Genomic DNA, 19234 nt, shown 5'->3' on the forward strand with positions numbered 1-19234 from the left:
CGTGAAGATACTATTGCTCTGCCACGCTTTTAATTGTCTGACTCAACGTTTTCAGTCGGAACTGTTGGGTTTGGGGCATCAGGTTTCCATTGAGTTTGATATTAATGACGAAGTAACCCTTGATGCAGTCGAAGGCTTTCAACCGGACCTTATTCTGGCGCCATTCTTAAAACGGGCTATCCCCGAAGTGATCTGGCGCGACCATCTGTGTCTGATTGTTCATCCCGGGATTGTGGGTGATCGTGGTCCCAGTTCTCTTGACTGGGCGATTCTCAATAGAGAACAGCAATGGGGTGTCACCATTCTGCAAGCCAGTGAAGTGATGGACGGAGGAGATATCTGGGCTACGGAGACATTTCTGATGCCCACAGCCAGTAAATCCAGAATTTATCGAAACCAGGTGACTGAAGCAGCCATTAAAGCATTGCGGAAGGTTTTACAGCAGCTTAAAGACCCAACTTATTCTCCAGAACCTCTGGATTACAATCGAGCCGAGGTAGCTGGACGCTGGCGAGAACTGATGAGGCAAGCAGATCGGAAAATTGACTGGGCAGTGGATAGCAGCGAATGCATAGTCACAAAAATAAACAGTGCCGATGGTAATCCCGGACTATTGGATCGGTTACTGGGAGTGGATTGCTACCTTTACAATGCCTGTACAGACTATAGCTTGGAAAGGTTGAAGGGTTTAGAGGGGCTGAATAGCGCAAAAGGGGAAATCATCGCCAAACGAGACGGTGCCCTCTGTATTGCAACTGTTGATGGGGCCGTCTGGGTATCTCATCTTCGAGCTAAACCCAGCCAATCCACCCTTAATCATTCAAAACAACGAACGCTAAAGCTGCCAGCGACGCTGGTATTGGAGTCTGCCCTTGAGGCTAAGGGCATAGAGGTTCCTGAACTACCGGTTTCTGAATCAAAGTCTGAAGGTTTTCAGGAGATCTGGAGCCGGATTGAGGGGGATCGGGCTTACTTATATTTTAATTTCTATAACGGCGCCATGAGTAGCGATCAATGTCTCCGGTTACGGGATGCTTATCTCTGCCTTGCGCGGATGGATATTAAAGCTATCGTTCTGATGGGGGGGGAGGACTTCTGGTCTAACGGTATCCACCTGAACCTGATCGAAGTGGCGGAGAGTCCTGCCGATGAATCCTGGCGCAATATCAATGGGATGAATGATCTGACTCAGGCGATTATTGAGACTACGGACATTATCACGGTCTCAGCTATTCGTGCTAATGCGGGTGCCGGCGGGGTTTTTCTGGCGCTTGCCTGCGATATTGTTGTTATCAGAGAAGGCGTTATTCTCAACCCCCATTACAAGGGAATGGGTAACCTTTACGGTTCAGAGTACTGGACCTATCTGTTGCCGAAACGAGTAGGCCAGCAAGTGGCTGAGCAGATTACCCGGCAGCGTTTGCCGATGATGGCCGAAGAGGCCGTTGAGCTGGGACTGGCGGATCAATCCTTCAGCTCAGAGAGGTTTGAGCCGGAGTTAAATCAGTTACTTGATCGTTGTTTAACGGAAGCTGAATTTGAGAGCTTTATCCACACTAAGCGAGCAGAGCGTCTCAGAGATGAAGCTGAAAAGCCTCTGGCTGAATATCGAGCAGAAGAGTTGCAGCAGATGAAACTTAACTTTTATGGTTTTGACCCCAGTTATCATGTAGCCCGCTATCATTTTGTCTACAAGTTGCCAAAAGCCAGAACGCCTTCTTATCTGGCTATGCACCGGAAAATCAGCAAACAGGCTTCCTGAGTCTCTTGCTGTCAGTACTGCTGTCAGGACAGCCAGATATTTATTGAGGGTCTTTAAATCTCTACCGCAAAGACCCGGTTTACAAGTTCAGGTAAATTGAAGCTCAGCAGTCTTTTTGTTGTTCCAGCCACAGGGTCATCTCCTGAGCCGATAAGGGTTTGGCGAAATAATAGCCTTGCAGGTAGTTACAGCCATGTTCGATAAGAAACTCCCGCTGTTGCGAAGTCTCCACTCCTTCGGCAACGACGAAAAGGTTCAGACTCCGGCTCATGGCAATAATGGCTTCAACCAGGCTGCGGTCCGATTCATCCTGAGGAAGCCCTTGTACGAAGGATCTATCGATCTTGAGAGTATCGATAGGAAAGCGCTTTAAATAACTCAGGGAAGAGTAGCCGGTTCCAAAGTCATCGATAGCCAGTTTCACGCCGATATCTTTAAACGCTTCCAGCCAGGTGGTCGTGCGGGGACTGGCTTCCAGCAGAATTCCCTCGGTAATTTCCAGAATCAGATTGCTGCTGGGAAAACCGGTTCGGTGCAGAATCTGTTCGAGTTTGTCGGCATCCAGGCCAAGTGACCGTTGACGACCGGATATGTTGACTGCCAGACGTAACGGATGGGATCGGTTATGCCATTGTTTTACTTTGCGGCAGGCCATTTCAAGCACCCAGTCCCCGATGGGACCAATCAATCCGCTCTCTTCTGCCAAAGGGATAAAATCGGTAGGGGAGACCAGGCCGTGCTCTGGACTGTTCCAGCGTAGTAAGGCTTCAACACCGGATACTTTCCCATCCTCTGCATTAATCAGCGGCTGATAATGAATTTCCAACTCATTTCGGGCTATCGCCTGGCGTAGCAGTTGCTCCATATCCATGCGTTTGATCGCATCTTCCTGCAGGCTGCTGGTAAAAAACTGATAGCAGTTACGGCCCGCTTCTTTTGCTCTGTACATGGCCAGATCTGCATTTCGAAGCAGGCCATCGGTATCATCAGCATCATTCGGATGAAGGGTGATACCGATGCTGGCGCCGATATAAATCTCCCGCCCCGCCAGTCGAAAAGAGCGGGATAGTTGTTCGAGAATGTTATCGGCCACATGAGCTGCGTCCTTTGCCTCGTGAATAAAGGACAGTAAGATTACAAATTCATCACCGCCAAAGCGGGCGACTGTGTCAGATTCCCGAACACAGGCTGTCAGGCGTTCGGCAACATGCTGTAAAAGCTCATCTCCATACTCATGGCCCAGCGTATCATTAACGGTTTTAAAGCGATCAAGATCAATAAACAAAAGAGCGCTTTGCTGTTGATCCCGCTTTGAGGAGGTAATGTGCTGAGACAGTCGGTCAACCAGCAGAGAGCGATTGGGTAGCTGCGTCAGAGGGTCGTGATAAGCAAGCTTGCGAATCTGTTGCTCGCTGCTCTTGCGGCGCGTGATATCGGAAAAAACGGCGACAAATTCTTTAGTGGTGCCGTTTTCATCTTTAATGGCTGATATTGACAGCCACTCGGGATAAACAGAGCCATCTTTGCGTCGATTCCATACTTCATTTGACCAATAGCCCTGCTCATTAACCTCCAGCCACATTTTTTTATAGAACTCAGCACCGTGGCGACCGGAACTGAGTAATTGAGGGTTCTTTCCGATAACCTCTTCAGGTTCGTAGCCGGTAATGCGTGTAAACGCCGGGTTTACGGTTTTAATACGGTTCTCAGAGTTGGTCACCATAATGCCTTCGGTGGTTGTTTCAAACACCGTTGCAATCATTCGAAACTGTTCTTCAGCATATTTTTTAGCCGTAATGTCCTCCTGGATCGACAGGTAGTGACTGACTTCTCCCTGATCATCCCATAGAGGAGACACGGTCATTGAAGCCCAGTAATGGGAACCGTTTCTGCGCTGATTGAAAAGCTCTCCATGCCAGGTTCGACCTGTTTTAATGGTCTTTAGCAGGCGTTGATAGGTTTTTTCAGCGTTATGGTCTGATTTGAGAAATTCTGGTCGATGGCCCAGAATTGAATCGCTATCGTAACCGGAAATGGTTTCAAAACTCGGGTTTACATACTCTACAAGACCTTTGGTGTCAGTAATCATGACTGCTGCAGGACTTTGTTCAACCGCCAGAGAAAGTATTCGGATTTTTGCTTCGGCCTGTTTGCGGACGCTAATATCCCGTAAGGCTGTCACTCGCACCTGGCGATCACGATAGAAAATCATCTTACCGCGTATTTCCGCCTCGAAGGTACTGCCGTCCTTGCGTCGGGCAATGGCTTCATATTTGGATTCGATACCGGAGAGAATATGTGCTCTGACTAATTGGTGGGATTTTGGGGCTATCCAGTCCAGCGCCGATTTGCCGACCGCTTCCTCCATGCTATAGCCAAATAACTCCCGGGCGGCCAGATTCTGGCTTATACAAATCCCTTTTTCTGACAGAAATATTGCTTCAAAGGCGCCTTCGGACAGCGCTCGAAGGTGTGCTTCGCTATCGCGGATCGCTTCTTCAGCCTTTTTATGTTCAGTAATGTCGTGAGCAATACCGGCCAGTAAGTGATCACCCAGCGGGATAACTCTGAGCAGGGCTTGTCGTTCTTCTCCATCTGAGCGTATATAGGTTACTTCGCCCAGTTCTTTAGGGGCGGTTAGGGTGCGGGCTTCCGTCAGTCTTTGTTTGGAACTGCCTAGTGTTATGTCTTTAGTGGCAAGTGTCTTCAGCTCTGAAACGGAACGGCCTGTCAGGATTTCCGCAGCCTGATTTGCATCCCGATAGCAGCCTGTTCGACTGTCGACGATAAAGATAGCGTCATTAGAGCCCTCAAACAGTAGTTGATAGCGGTGCTCAGTCTTGTCTTTGGATTTTTTCAGTGCAAAGGTTCTGGATTCGATTTCGGACTCAAAAGACTGGCGAGTATCGAGCAACTTTCGCTGGGCCTTTTTCCAGCCCCAGCCCATTCGGCCAAGAAGCAGACTGGTGATGATGATAAAACTCATGAGTATCAATACCAGTTTTCCGGTGATGTCAGCGAAACGCTGACTCATTTGAGCCGTGATCTTTTCGGTATGACTCAGAGCTATCAGTTGCCAGCCATTGTTCATTAATGTACTTACGCTCAGATACTGTTGCCCCATTATTTCATTGGCAATTGGCATTGAATAAGTCTGTGGTCCGGGTGAATCTGTAATCAGCTGATTTCTTTGCAGGATCGGTTTGAGAAATTCTTTTTGAGAAAATTCATGACGGAGTATCTGGGTTATTTTGTCGGAACTGGATTGCCCCAGTAATCTTCCCTGACTATCAACCAGATAAAGCTCATCAAAGGGGCCCATCTCGGTTTTACTCAATAAAGTTGTCAGCTTGTCCAGATAAATAACACCTCCCAAATGGGCGCTGATCGTACCGTCCCGGGCGAGAATAGGGGTGTCTATGGCAAAAGCGAGACGTCCATCGGCTCCTGTAAAACTATCAGATATAACTGATGTTCTGGTTTTTCGCACATCATGAAAATAGGTACGATCGCTAAGGTTGAATTTTGTCAACGATTGTTGCACTGAGTAAGGCTGAGCCAGATAGTGGTCACCGCTCGGGGTCAGCAGGAACATGACTGACAGTAGCGGATTACTACGTTGGGCGTTGCTGAGAATACTTCGTTTATTCTGGTCGGCTGACTGCGGAATGCCATTGATTAGTGGATTTATCTGCTTGGAATAAGGCAGCTCAGCAAAGGCAGGTAACAACGCAATAAGTTCCAGCTGCTGGCGGATATGGATAATATTGTCGTTAAGCTGATCAGCAAGTGATCGCAGCAGCAACTGATTTTGCTGAGGCCACTCCTCCAAGGCTACTTTTTTCAGCGCATCGTGGAGGTAGCTTGATGCCAGGCTGACAGTCAATAATGCAGCAATGCCACTGCTGAGTAGAATCAACCTCCAGGCGGCAAAACGGCGTTGCTTACTACCGGCATTTCGAATGTCGCTCATAATCAAATAATCTACCGTTTGGCAATGAAATACGGGCAGTTATTCTGAAGCTTGAGCGGGGAGAAGATTGCTCCGGCCAACGATATTTCTCAAAGAGAAGCAGTTATCGACAACCACCGGTATTTATAGATCTGTTGACGATACCGATTTAACCAACTGAGCTGAATGATCAGGATCAACCGGTGTGCTCCCGTTGTTTCCAGGAAAAATTTATCAGGCGAAGATGAGTGGGAGAAAATCAGATTAGAGAGAAGCAAGTATGGGATAAACGCAGATGAATGTAGTCGTGGGGATACAAAAAAAGGGAGAGCTTACTCTCCCTTGAATGTTGTTGATAACCGTTTTTCCGTTTAATGACAGTTATATCATGATTACTAGATTGCCCGTCAGACCGGTCCTTTCTAAGGAAAAGAGTGCATTTTCTTAGAAATAGCGTTCAACGGTAAGCTGCATCATGTCATCTTTACGGACTGCATAAAGCGCATCGATACTTTCGTCAGTATCGAAAATCCTGGCATCCAAACTGACTTTCCAGTTCGCTCCAAAGCGACGACTTGCTTCGACAAAAAGGCTGTAGGACGAGTGATCCAGGTCCTGACCGATGCCTGCAAGAAATTCGGTACTCTGAGCATCATTGAGCGTCAATCGAGCCCCCAGATAGAGGTCATCCTGAGCGGATACAGTATTGGTTTCGCCACGACTGTCCCAACCGTATTCCAGCAAAATACCGACATCCATGGCCGTTTCCATAACACCTATGAAGGTATACTCAAAACCACCCTGAAGGGCGACATAGCTATCACTGGTGCTGTCCCGGTAGATGGTTTCAAATTTCCATAGCCAGTCTTCTATAGTGGCTTGAACATCGAGCCCGAACTGGTCCATCTGTTCATAGTGGATCAGTAAATTTGAACCGCTTTCGGTCAGCACCGGATCACGGTTGGTACCATGAAACCAGTAAAGCCCCATGTCAAAATCCCCGACGGTGTGGCTCCAGCGAATTGCCGTGTCCAGATGATTTTCTTCTGCGGATGATTCATAGCTGACATTATCAGTATCTACCACCAGTGAACCACGTAACCGTCCTTCAGTGCCTGCAAAAGTACGTTCACGAAATCCTGGCATCAGGTAGAAATCGAGAATACCCCAATCCCGTACAAGAGAGAGATTGACCATTTGCTGGCCCAGTTTATCTTCTCCATCGGTATCTTCCACGGAATCGGTCTGGTTAATCACATCGACCAGATGCTGGAACTCGGTCACTCCCCAAAATACCTTGCGAATACCGGTTCTGAGTTCCCAGTCATCGCCAACATGAATCCAGGCAAGCTCCCGGATGTCGGCGTGACTGCGACGACTGTCGTGTTCATCTGCGCGCAGGTAAGGAACAAATGTCAGGCTGTCGTCACCGTTATTCCATTGCCAGTAAAATTCGGGTTCAACAAAAACAGAGCTGTTACTGTTTCCAGGCTGGCCGGCATGAAGCGCATCGTTAAAAAACGCCCTTGCTTCATAGCCGACTTTGCCACTGAACTCGAAATCGACGGCCTCCCCAGCCATTAAGGCTGGGGAGGCTAGCAGAGCAGAACCGATTAACGCCGAGCATTTCAGAAAAGAGGCTGACATTTCTAACGGGCCCGTTTCAAGCTGTTTTTGTTGAAATCACTGTCTTTCAGACCTACACCAAACTGGTAACCACTGTATACCAGTGTTGTACTTTTACCGGTCTGGTGGTTAGTCATGGTTGAGCGGTGTGAGCGCCAGTATTGGCCCAGGTACTGATTGTACTCTTCAAAGCTCAGTGTCTTCAGCAGGCTGTTTTTACGATCATAGAAGTCCACCTTCTGTACTCGATAATGCTCCTTGTCCAGCCAAACTACGCGACGGGTGTAGCCCGAATTTTTGTCAGTGGGATACTGCTCGACAACATAGGCGTCCAGACCATTGATGGTTTCATCTTTCAGGTATTTGTAGTTGTACTTCTCTACTTCAAAAGAAGTCAGATCCTCGAAAGCAAATTCAGAACCCATAAAAGGGCCTGACTTGTTACGGGACGAAATCCGCTTGACTCGCTTAAGGGCTGGTAAATAGAGCCATTGATCGTCAGCTTCCTGTATATGGGAGAAGCTTAGGAAAGCCGTTCCTTTTACATCTCTGGGCTTGTCGAAGACAGTCAGACTTTTATCCCCGTCATCGTCCTGTTCCAAAGATTTCAGACGTATTTCACGCAGACTCTCCTGACCCTGCTTGTTACGCAGGATCATCTTCATCTCTGTTTCAGTATCTTTCCAGCCGATATCTCGCTTTTTGGCTTCTATGGATATTTCCAATCCCCGCTGTTCCGGGGTCATGGCATAGGTGCTGGTTGCCAGTAGCGGTGCACTGATCAGCAGTGCTGATACCAGTAAGGTCTTTATCGGTTTATTTGGCAGGCGCAGCATCGGCTATCTCCTCTTCAGCAAGTGCTTGGGCTAATTTACTGTTGTCTATCAGATTGTCTTCGGATGTCTGTCGAGACTTGTCCAGCTTGATTAATAATGGTGGCAGGAACAGGAAGTCTATAATCAGTGCCAGCAGGATGATCAGGGATGTCAGCAGCCCCATATCAGCATTAAACTTGAAACTTGACTGGGCCAGGGTCATAAACCCGGCAACCAGAACCAGTGTGGTTATCCAGAGTGCACGACCGACACTGGAGAAGGCGTAGCGAACAGCCTCCTGACTGGAGGCTCCCTTATTGTTACGGGCATGCAGATACTTGCTGAGGAAATGGACAGTATCATCTACAACAATCCCCAGAGTCATGCCGACAACAACAGAAAGTCCCAGTCCTACCTGGCCTTGCCACAAACCCCAGATGCCGAAACCAACGGCAGCGGGGGCTAGGTTTGGCAGCAGACTCAGTAAGCCATAACGGACTGACTTCAAAGCAATACCCAGCAGTATTGAGATCAGTAGCAGAGCCAGTGTAGTTCCGATAAGCATGGAGTAGACGTTACGCTGGCCAATATGTGCAAACATCACACTTGGGCTGGTAATTGTCACTTTCATATCAGCGGCATTACTGTTGAACCAGTCCTTTACCCGACCTTCCAGAGCAATAATCTCGCGAGAGGTCATGTTCTTGAAGGTGGCGATAATCCGTATTGCTGACTTGTCCACGTTAAGCTGATTATTAAGATCCAGTCCGTAAGGTAAGGACATTTCGTAAAGCAGCAGATATTGAGCAGCCATTTCCTGGTTGTCTGGCAGGCGATACCACTGCTCTTCATCGGCATGCATGTTTTTATTGAGCCGCTTATAGGTGTCGCTCAGGGTGTTGACGTGGTCTGTTTCAGGCTGAAGCCGTAACCAGCTACTGAAGTTTTCCACGGTATTAATAAATTCCGGGTCATTGATGCCACTGGAAGTCTGACTGTCCATTGAAATTTCCAGATTGGTCAGCCCCGACAGGTTGTCCTGCATAAAGTCAGTCGCTTCACGGAAGGGTACTGACTTGTCGAAGTACTTAACAAAATCATCGTTGAGTTCGTTGTTCGGTGAAAACAGGCTGAAACCGACAATCAGGACGGCCATTGAGGGCAATAGAATGCGACGCTTGTTGACCACAAACTCAGCGATTTTGTCCATCAGATCACTGTCGCTTTCAGCACGAACCTTGACTCGCATCGGTAGCAGCGACAACATTGCCGGGAACAGGGTGATCGAGAAGACAAAGGCGAGCATCACCCCGGTTGCAACCATATTCCCCAGATCATGGAACGGTGGGGAATCGGAGAAATTCATGCTCAGAAAGCCAATGGCAGTCGTCACACTGGTTAACAGGATTGGCTGGAAGTTAAGACGCAGGCTATCCAACAGTGCTTTGCGTTTCTCCACACCTTGACGCATTTCATGGAACAGGGTTGTGAGGATATGGACACAATCCGCTACTGCCAGGGTAAGAATCATCGTTGGTGCCGATGCTGACGGACCTGTCAGATAAATGCCACTCCAGCCCGCCAGTCCCATCGTGGCGGCAATACTGCAGATAATAATGACAACGGTAGAAACGGTTCCGGTAATGGTACGCAGCAGCAGGCCAATGGAAAGAATAACCACCAGAAACATCAGTGGTACCAAGGTGGCATTGTCTTCCATTGAAGCTTCAGTAAAAGCTACGTTCATCATCACGATACCGGACAAGTGAACCGCAGTTCCTGGATTTTCTTCCATAAACTGAGCTTTGAGTTCACGAACCTTGCTGGCCACATCAGGGCCTTCTGTGACCGGGTCTTTGCCAGGCAACTGGATAGTGATATTGACGACTGCCACGTGCCCTTCTGGAGATACCAGTTTATTGACCAGCTGGGGTTCACTGAGAGACACCTGGCGAATACGCTCCAGATCCGACTCAAGTAACTCAATGCCTTCCGGCACCAGATCCTCGACAATCAGGTCATCTTCTTCAGCAAAGGTGTACTGGTGGTTGCTGATGGAGTCGACCCGGGTGGAATAAGGAACCTGCCAGGACGCTTCTGTCAGCTTGCGAATGGCTTCCAGTTGAACCGGGGTAAATACATTACCGCCTTCGGGCGCGATGACAAAGGAGACGTTGTCACTTTTGGCATAGATCTTCTGCATGGATTCGTAAGCGGTCAGCTGAGGGTTCTCATCACTGAAGAACACCCGATAATCACCTTTGAATACCAGTTTTTGGGCCCCCATTGTCGCACCGACTACTAAGCCCAGTGCTATTAGGATGACCCAGATAGGGTGGGTTATGACCCACCTGAAGAGTCGTTCTCTCATTGCTCTCTCCTTGATGACGTTTCGTCGATTGAGATATTAAAAAAAAGATGCCTGTGCATCCTAACCTGTTGATTTTCTACAATCATTTCAGCTGCCCTTATCAATGCATGCAGTCTATTCTGACTTTTCGTCAGAATAACACCTTAAAAAATGCGGTTATTCACCACATTCTCTTTAGCTGTATCTCAACCCAGGAGCCTCAAGTGAAGCGACTCCGGCTATTGGAACAACCGGCTACAGGTCGTTAACAATCAAGCACAATTGTTCCACTATGAATCCTTGTCTATTAGAGAATCAGTCGTCGACCGCGAGCCTCCAGCTCAGCCAGTTCGTCCTGAAATCGCTCATTCAGTATGCGTTGTAATACGTGACGATAATCGACCTCAGACGATAAAGGACGCCAGTTGAGACCATCCAGAAAGATATTCACCGCGTTGAAATATTCACGTTCCAGATAAAGACCGTGGCGACCTGCACACTGTTCGATATCGTCACTTAGCAACATGATCGTACCGTAACCACTGGCCCAGCCTGTGAACGCAACCTGATGTTTACTCATATGCAGTGGTAAAATAAAGCTCCCATCGGCCAAGCCATCGTCCAGCATGCGATGCCAGATTGTCATCATCTTCTGTTCAAGAGCGTGGTGCTCGTCCATACGTTCCGTCGAAGACTTGCCCATTACTGAGGGGCTTTTAACACATAGGGATGCTCTAAACAGGGTCGGTTTCAGTAATGACCATATAAGGTAGGCGAATTGCATTGCCATAAAGCGTTCACGGCTGCTGCCCTTGTGTTCAGCTGCTCGCTGAAAGAGGCCGATCATTGTCCGCAGCGCATGATTGCTAAGGCCGGAGAATAAATCTTCTTTACATGAGAAGTGACTGTATACCGTGCCTTTTGAGTAAGGCACTCGTGCAACGACCTTGTCCATGGTTAACAAAGTGACATCCATTTCTTCCATCAATGAAAGTGCTGCTTCCATGATCTGGAGTTCACGGACGAGTAAACTCTGTTTGTCCAGTGGGCGTGGGCTCATAACTGCAACCGGTAATACGACTGTGATTGATTTACCGACGGGTCTGAATTGTTTGTTGACGAATCGTCGGTGACGTTTCGTCAAAATATACGCTTGCGGTTGTTATAAGTCAATTGCAACCTTCTTTTCTGTTCGGGGAAGGTACTGAGCATGTGAAAGAAGGTAGCGACCATGGAAGCTACAGAGGAGAAAGTAGGTTAGACTCATGGTTGGTTTAACAACAGTTGGGACCAACAGGGTTATTGTGGAACAATCAGGGACTTTTTTGTGACCAAACAGAGCCTTCATCAGACATCTGATACCTCTTCGGATGCTTCTTCTTTCTCCCCTCGTGTTATTGGCATAGTGGCTTCTGCGGGAGGGCTGAAACCGCTGCAACAGATTGTTGCTGGAATACCCGCTGGTTCCGGCGCTGTCTATATTGTCTTGCAGCATCTGTCCGCTGATCAAGAGTGTTTACTGGCATCGTTGCTTGCTCAGGAGGCTTCAATACCGGTACGGATTATCGAAGATGGTGAGCTTTTGCTGCCTGATATCATCTACATTGGCCCGCCAGGGCACAAGGTTAGCTTACAAGAGGGAAGGGGCTGTCTGGAAACCTTGACCGAGTCTCTTCAGGTTAGCCAGCTTTTTGACTGTTTTTTGATTTCTCTTGCTAAAGAGATGAAAGAACGGGGAGCGGCTGTGATTCTGTCCGGTGCTGGCGATGACGGAAAAAACGGTGCCTTTATTATCAAGCAGGCTGGTGGCCTGGTTTTAGTTCAGGACCCTGATACGGCAGAGTTCCGTTCGATGCCAGAACATGTCATCAATACCTGTGCCCCTGACCGGGTGTTGGCACCAGAGCATATTGCTTCGTTGCTGGTCAATCTGGATAAGCCTGTTGATAAGGAAAAGTGCCTGGTCGCTGGATCCCCGGAGTATCAAAATATACTGGCACTGCTGTTAAAAGCCAGTCATGTGGATTTTACCCATTATAAACCGGCAACTGTTTTGCGTAGAATTCGCCGGCGTATGCAACTTTGTCAGATGCATAATCAACTGGAGCAGTATCAGGCTTTACTGGCTGACTCTGAGCAGGAGCGAGAAGCTCTGATACGGGATCTGCTTATCTGTGTGACCAGTTTCTTCCGTGATCCCGAGGCTTTTGAACTGCTGGCTGATCGGCTATTGCCCGCGCTGATGAACTCCTGTGATAAGGATGAGTTTCGCGTCTGGGTGGCGGGCTGTGCTACCGGTGAGGAAGCTTATACTTTAGCCATGCTTTGTCTTGAATGTCGTCGAAAACTGGGTTTGACGCTGGAAGTGAAAGTTCTCGCCAGTGATATCAGTGAGGATTCGATTCGAAGGGCTGATCAGGGAGTTTATGATATCAGCATAGAGCAGCAGGTGCCGAGCCAGCTGTTAGACCGTTACTTCACCCGCTATGAGCAAGGTTACCGGGTGAATAATCTGTTGCGCGAGCAGATCATGTTTTTTCATCATGACCTGACCGAAGATGTTCCGTTTAGCAATATTGATATGCTTGTCTGCCGTAACGTTTTTATCTATCTGAACACCGATATTCAACAGCATGTCATGCGCACCTTCGGATTTTCCCTGCGGATGGGGGGCTTATTAATGCTGTCTCCCAGTGAGTCTCTGGGAGGGCAGAAAGGGCATTTCGAATTGTTGGATGACCGCTGGAGGTTGTATCGGTTGATCAGTAAGCCCCGATTTACCCACTCTCAAATTCCTGTCTGGCGTCGTCGACAAGAGTCCAACAGCAATATTGGTCGATTATCTGCACCTATGCAAAGCAGTTCGGATGAAGCGGTAAGGGAGCGGTTATTAAAACTATTTTCAGGCCGTTTTGTGCCCTTGGTTCTGGTGCTCAATCATCAGGGGGAGGTTGTATATATCCTTGGAGACAGCTCAGGAATTCTGCACTTTCCCAGCGGTGAATTGGTTAATGATCTGTCGGTGTTGTCTGATGCGGCGCTACGCTTACCGCTAATGGCAGGGCTTCGAAAACTGGCAGAACAGGATGATGATATTTTCTTCCCCAAGGTCCCACTGATTCGGCAAGACAAAGAATTACTGGTTGATGTCCGTCTGTGCCACCTTCCTGGTTCCAGTAAGCAAAACTCTTTAGTCGCCGTCATGTTTGAAGTGATTGAAAATTCACTTTTTGAATCCGATAAACCTGCTGCTGTTCAGGGTAATGGTGTCGATCAGCTGACCCAGGCACGGTTGACTGAGCTGGAAGAAGAACTCTATTTCACCAAGCAGAGCTTGCGTAACGCAGTGGAAGAGCTGGAGTCCGCTAATGAAGAGTTACAGTCTGCTAATGAGGAGATGCAATCCGGTAATGAAGAGTTGCAGAGCACTAATGAGGAGCTGCAATCAACCAACGAAGAACTGATCACCGTTAATGCTGAGTATAAAGAGAAAGTCAGAGAGCTTTCTTCACTTAATGATGACATTGCTAATCTGATGTTAAGTGCTGATGTGATGACTGTCTTTGTTGATGAGGCCCGTCGCATTCGTCAGGTTTCTCCTGGAGCGGGTCGGGTGCTGCACTTGATTGCACAGGATATGGGGAGGCCGATTGGCCATATTGCCCATCAGTTGTTAGGAGTGGATTTGCAGCAGTTGGTTGAAGAGGTGCTGACTGATAAGGAGCGGGTTGAGGTGGAGGCCACTACCGCAGATGGCCGCTTCTTCGCGGTAAGAGCGAATCCTTTTTTAACCTCAGACGGTGAGCTGTCCGGGGTGACTCTGAACTTTTTTGATATCAGTAATATCCGTAAAGCAGAGGCCGAAACATTGCGTCTGGCGACGGTTGTTACCCATTCTGTCGATGCCATCATTATTCAGGATCTGGACGGGCATATTACCGACTGGAATCAGGAAGCTGCGGATCGCTATGGTTGGACCGAGGAAGAGGCTCTGAAAATGAATATTCGTCAGCTGATTCCGCAACAAAGCCTGGAAGATGAATTACAGGTGCTGCGCAGTATCGCTGCCGGGGAAACCGTACGTGCTTTTGAATCGCAACGTCTGACGAAAGTAGGAAAGGTGCTCGATGTCTGGTTGACTTTTACCGGCTTGCTGGACGAACAAGGTCGCAGAATAGCTATCGCTTCCACCGAACAGGATGTAACTAAGCAAAAGCGTATGGAGGATGAAATCAGGCTGGCTGCGGTGGCATTTGAAACGATTGATGGCATTGTCGTTACTGGACCGGATGCCCGCATTCTTCGAGTTAACAAGGCGTTCACTAAAATAACCGGCTATGAAGAAAATGAAGTGCTCGGGCAAACGCCAGCGGTACTCCAGTCGGGTCGACAGGACAAAGTGTTCTATCAAAACATGTGGAAACAGCTACAGAGTAAGGGAAGCTGGTCCGGAGAAATCTGGAATAAAAGTAAAGCTGGGAGAGTTTATCCAGAGTGGTTAAGTATTAATGCCGTTAGAGATAACAATGGGGAAATCAGTAAGTTTATTGGTGTTTTTAGAGATATCGGTGAAAAGAAAGCCCATGAAGCTGAGATTCATAAACTGGCCTTTTACGATATTCTAACGGGATTACCAAACCGTCGGCTGTTATTTGATCGTATGTCTCAGGCTATTGCCAGGGCAGAACGCTCCAAATACTGTGGTTCGATTATGTTTCTGGATCTTGACCGTTTTAAAAAAATCAATGATTCGCTGGGACATTTTGTGGGTGATGAGCTGCTTAAGGCCGTCAGTGAGAGGCTGATAGGCTCGGTTCGCTCTGAAGATACGGTTGCACGTCTTGGTGGCGATGAATTTGTGGTTCTGGTGCATGACATCGGTCGGAGCAAGCGTGATGCTGTGGCTTACACTGAAAAGCTGGCACGTCAGCTAATGAATATACTGGATGCCCCGTTCCTGGTTGAGGAGCATCAGTTACACACCTCCTGCAGTATTGGTTCCACTATCTTCGGCTGGAATGGTGATACGCCTGAGGATCTGTTACGTCAGGCTGACAATGCAATGTATCTGGCTAAGAAAATGGGGCGTAATACGATGCGCTTTTTTGATCCGGCCATGCAAGCATCTGCTGACGCTTGGTTAGACACCGAGCGGGCGCTGCGAAATGCTATCAAGGAGCAGGAATTTGAGCTTTTTTTCCAGCCCCAGGTTGATATTAAACGGGGTTGTGTCGCCGCTGAGGCGCTAATTCGCTGGCAGCGTCCGGGATTTGGCATGATCGCTCCCAATGACTTTATTCCTGTGCTGGAGGAGACAGGGATTATCCAGGATGTGGGTTATTGGGTTCTGGTTGAGGCCTGTCTGAAAATGGCCCACTGGAAAAACAGTGGCAGTGCCAGCCTGGATCGAATTGCTGTCAATATAAGTCCTTTTCAGTTCAAGCATGAGAGCTTTGTCGATTCTGTTATTGCCGCTCTGGAGGCTTCGGGGTTGGACCCTTCAATGCTTGAACTGGAAGTGACCGAAAATCTGTTATTGGATGATATTGAAAAGGTCACAGAAAAAATGCAGCAGTTGAAAAAATGGGGCATTCGTTTTTCTATTGATGATTTTGGTACGGGTTATTCTTCACTGGCCTATATCAAGCAACTGCCTATTGATCAAATCAAGATTGACCAGGGTTTTGTCCGAGATATGTTGACTGATAAGGAAGATGCCTGCATCGTTGAGTCTATTATTGCGATGGCGGCAAAAATGGGCCTGGATGTCATTGCTGAAGGTGTTGAAAATAAGGCGCAAGAGGATTTCCTGCTTAAATGTGGCTGTACCGCTTATCAGGGCTATCTATACAGTAAGCCTCTGTCTGCCGATGAATTCCTTAGTCAATTGGATTCCCTATAAGTCGGGGGCCGGTTTTGGCTTATAGGGCTTTTAGTTAAAAGGGCTTTTAGTTTATAGCGTTTTTGGTTAATGGCGTTGTTAATGAATAGTGTTCTTAACTAATAGTGGCATTCAGCAATTCAGTCAGATTTTCCGGGTCCAGGGGACGACTGAAATAGAAGCCCTGTATTTGGTCACACCCTAATTTTCTCAGGTAATTGAGCTGGTCGTTGTTTTCTACACCTTCCGCTACGGTTTTGAGTCCCAGGTTATGGGCCATTAGAATGATGGTTGATACCAGCTCCATATCATTGATGTCTTCAGGGATGCCCTCCATAAAGCTTCGATCAATTTTCAGGTGATCCAGAGGGATTCGTTTCAGTAAGCTCAGACTGGAATATCCAGTCCCGAAATCATCCATCGAGATGCTTATCCCTTGTGAGCGTAGTTTTTTGAGGGTGTTTGCTACGGTATCTGCGTCTTCTATCAGACAGCTTTCGGTGATTTCCAGATCCAGGAATTGGGGAGGTAATTTTGCACTTTCCAGCGCCAGCTGAACGTCGTCTTCCAGCTTACGGCGTTTAAACTGGTGGGCGGAAACGTTAACTGAAACCTGGATGGGCGCATGACCCAGGTTTATCCAGGAGCGGCATTGCTGACAGGTTTCTTTAAGCACCCATGCACCGATATCGCCGATCAGTCCAAGATCTTCCGCCAAGGGGATGAACTCATCGGGAGGCACCAGCCCCAGGTCTTTGTCCCGCCAGCGTAACAGGGCTTCGACACCGATAATTCGGTTATCACTCAGCGCCAGCTTTGGTTGATAGTGGATAAAAAATTCGTTATTCAGCAATGCAACTCTCAGCCGACTTTCCATACTTAACCGTTGCATTGATTTTGCGTTCATTTCAGCAGAATAAAGCTGGAAGCCGTTGCGTCCTGCATGTTTGGCCCGATACATGGCTGTATCGGCATTTTTCATCAGGGTGTCTCTATCGGTGCCATCGTCAGGGTAGATACTACAGCCCATACTCGCAGTGATATAGAGTTCGCGATCCTCAAGTTCGATGCTTCGTTCAAGCATGTCAAAGGCACGTTGCACTATTCGATGAACAACGTTGGTGTTATCGATTTCAGTCAGTAGCAAGACGATTTCATCTCCGCCTATTCTGGAAACGGTATCTCCTTCTCTGACGCAGGAAAGCAGTCGTTTTGCTACTTTGCAGAGTACCTGATCTCCGGCAGTGTGCCCAAGGGTGTCGTTGATACGTTTGAAGTGATCCAGGTCGATAAAAATGATTGCCAGTCCGTGCTTATCCCGATGTGCGGTGGCGAGAGCTACTTCCAGACGGTCAAACAGCAGCTGCCGATTGGGTAGTCTGGTTAGCGGATCATAATATGCCAGATTTTCGATAATGGCTTCAGATCGCTTTCGCTCGGTAATATCACTGAATATACCCGCATAGAGCATGCGTTTGTTTTCGTGATCTTTGATCGCTGTAATGGTTAGCCATTCGGGAAATACCTCACCACTTTTTCGCCGGTTCCAGATCTCTCCCTGCCATGTGCCGGTCTCCTTAATCTGATTCCACATGCGGCTGTAGAACTCAGGACCCTGTTTCCCTGAGCTGATCAGACTGGCGTTCTGGCCTAAAGCTTCACGTTCCGAATAGCCGGTAAGAACAGAGAACGCAGGGTTTACTGACTGAATGACTCCTTTCTGATCTGTCACCATAATGCCATCCATGGATGCGTCGATTAGCGCATGAGCCATGCTGAGACTGTGTTCACTACGCTGAAGATCGGCCGCGCGTCGAACCAAAGCGGATTTCAGCCGGTTGACATAGGCATCTTCGATATTAGCGAGAATGTTAGAAAATGAAATGAGCCCTAATAGTGCCCCTTCATTGTCAGTGATTCCCAGATGGCGTATGTGACGCCGATCCATTAATGAGCGGGCAGCCAGCAGCGTCATTGAGCGTGGAACGCAGAGTAATGGTTTACTCATCACCTCTGTAAGAGACAGGTGCATTCGGTTGTGAGCGATCAATCGTACCAGGTCACGCTCTGTCAGCAGCCCGACGGGAGTGTTTTTATTGACAACGACAATAGCGTCTGCTCGATTAATCCGCATTTGATGTACGGCCTGGGGTAATGTGCAATAGTGATCAATTTCAAGTGGCTTCGAAGTGGGAAGAATGGACTCCACTTCATTCATATGAAGGAAATACTCTGTATCCTGATGTCGGACTACATCACTTTGGGACAGTATGCCAAATAGTTTTCCTTCACTGTCCAGGACTCCAAGATGACGTACTCCACGTAGCTTAAATTCATGGGCTGCTTCATCCAGGCTCAGCTCGTTGCTAATCGAGCTGAGTGGGGAACTCATAAGCTGACTTATTTCAGTACTCAGCAGATCGCTGGCGCCGTAATCAATTTTAAGGGAATCTCCTTCGGTCCAGATTCCGATAGGGATTTCATCTTGCACCACGATAATAGAGCTGCATGCATGCTCGCGCATTAGTTTTGATGCATCTATAAGAGGCAAGTCCGGTGAACAGGTGATCACCTGTCTTTGGACAATGGAAGAGATTGATTTGGAGTGTTTGAATATCATTGATTTCGATTTTATATCGGGTAATTGCTGCTATACCCAAGACTGTATCAGCAAGTCCGTTATTGAAGTTGAATCGTCTCTGTTTAGCCTCCCTCAAAATCACTTTGGGAGTGATAAAAGGCTACAGGCTACATTACTGGGAATCTGAATTACCAGTATCAAGCTAAAGGTTGAATCACTAGTTACTGTAGTACTTGAGTTAGATCAGGTTTTTGGTTAAAAGAACCG

General features: G+C 47.9%; 8 protein-coding genes. 2 read left to right on the plus strand and 6 right to left on the minus strand.

The genetic code is table 11. The features are described 5' to 3' along the window. Position 1: 1 nt before the first annotated feature. On the plus strand, positions 2 to 1762 hold the full coding sequence (locus tag BGP75_RS15375; protein ID WP_076719713.1) for a hydrogenase maturation protein: 1761 nt from the start codon (positions 2 to 4) through the stop codon (positions 1760 to 1762). Positions 1763 to 1865: 103 nt separating this feature from the next. Here the strand turns inward: BGP75_RS15375 and BGP75_RS15380 are convergent, their stop codons facing one another. From BGP75_RS15380 to BGP75_RS15400, 5 genes are all read right to left on the minus strand, one after another. After that, entirely contained in the window at positions 1866 to 5735 is a 3870-nt protein-coding gene (locus tag BGP75_RS15380; protein ID WP_076719714.1) for a PAS domain S-box protein, read from the minus strand. A gap of 423 nt (positions 5736 to 6158) precedes the next feature. After that, positions 6159 to 7361, minus strand: a complete 1203-nt coding sequence (locus BGP75_RS15385) for a hypothetical protein (RefSeq protein ID WP_076719715.1) — start codon at positions 7359 to 7361, stop codon at positions 6159 to 6161. Between the two features lie 2 nt (positions 7362 to 7363). Further along, on the minus strand, positions 7364 to 8176 hold the full coding sequence (locus BGP75_RS15390) for an outer membrane lipoprotein-sorting protein (protein ID WP_076719716.1): 813 nt from the start codon (positions 8174 to 8176) through the stop codon (positions 7364 to 7366). Further along, entirely contained in the window at positions 8157 to 10526 is a 2370-nt protein-coding gene (locus tag BGP75_RS15395; protein ID WP_076719717.1) for an RND family transporter, read from the minus strand. The genes BGP75_RS15390 and BGP75_RS15395 overlap by 20 nt, the downstream gene beginning before the upstream one ends. A gap of 286 nt (positions 10527 to 10812) precedes the next feature. Beyond that, positions 10813 to 11565 (minus strand): TetR/AcrR family transcriptional regulator, encoded by a 753-nt coding sequence (locus BGP75_RS15400; protein ID WP_076719718.1) that lies wholly within the window; start codon positions 11563 to 11565, stop codon positions 10813 to 10815. Positions 11566 to 11832: 267 nt separating this feature from the next. Between BGP75_RS15400 and BGP75_RS15405 the strand changes: the two genes are divergently transcribed. Then, positions 11833 to 16407, plus strand: coding sequence for an EAL domain-containing protein (locus tag BGP75_RS15405; protein ID WP_076719719.1), 4575 nt, complete (start codon positions 11833 to 11835; stop codon positions 16405 to 16407). A gap of 94 nt (positions 16408 to 16501) precedes the next feature. Here the strand turns inward: BGP75_RS15405 and BGP75_RS15410 are convergent, their stop codons facing one another. Then, positions 16502 to 19006 carry an EAL domain-containing protein gene (locus BGP75_RS15410; RefSeq protein WP_076719720.1) on the minus strand — a complete coding sequence of 835 codons (2505 nt, stop codon included), beginning with the start codon at positions 19004 to 19006 and terminating at the stop codon, positions 16502 to 16504. Positions 19007 to 19234: the final 228 nt, after the last annotated feature.

This window comes from Motiliproteus sp. MSK22-1, from assembly GCF_001968815.1.
Taxonomy (GTDB): domain Bacteria; phylum Pseudomonadota; class Gammaproteobacteria; order Pseudomonadales; family Balneatricaceae; genus Motiliproteus.

What these genes read in the sequence shown, in the direction of transcription:
- BGP75_RS15380 (WP_076719714.1), bottom strand. Translation starts at nt 5,735, where the DNA reads ATGAGCGACATTCGAAATGCCGGTAGTAAGCAACGCCGTTTTGCCGCC.
- BGP75_RS15385 (WP_076719715.1), bottom strand. Translation starts at nt 7,361, where the DNA reads ATGTCAGCCTCTTTTCTGAAATGCTCGGCGTTAATCGGTTCTGCTCTG.
- BGP75_RS15390 (WP_076719716.1), bottom strand. Translation starts at nt 8,176, where the DNA reads ATGCTGCGCCTGCCAAATAAACCGATAAAGACCTTACTGGTATCAGCA.
- BGP75_RS15395 (WP_076719717.1), bottom strand. Translation starts at nt 10,526, where the DNA reads ATGAGAGAACGACTCTTCAGGTGGGTCATAACCCACCCTATCTGGGTC.
- BGP75_RS15400 (WP_076719718.1), bottom strand. Translation starts at nt 11,565, where the DNA reads ATGAGCCCACGCCCACTGGACAAACAGAGTTTACTCGTCCGTGAACTC.
- BGP75_RS15410 (WP_076719720.1), bottom strand. Translation starts at nt 19,006, where the DNA reads ATGATATTCAAACACTCCAAATCAATCTCTTCCATTGTCCAAAGACAG.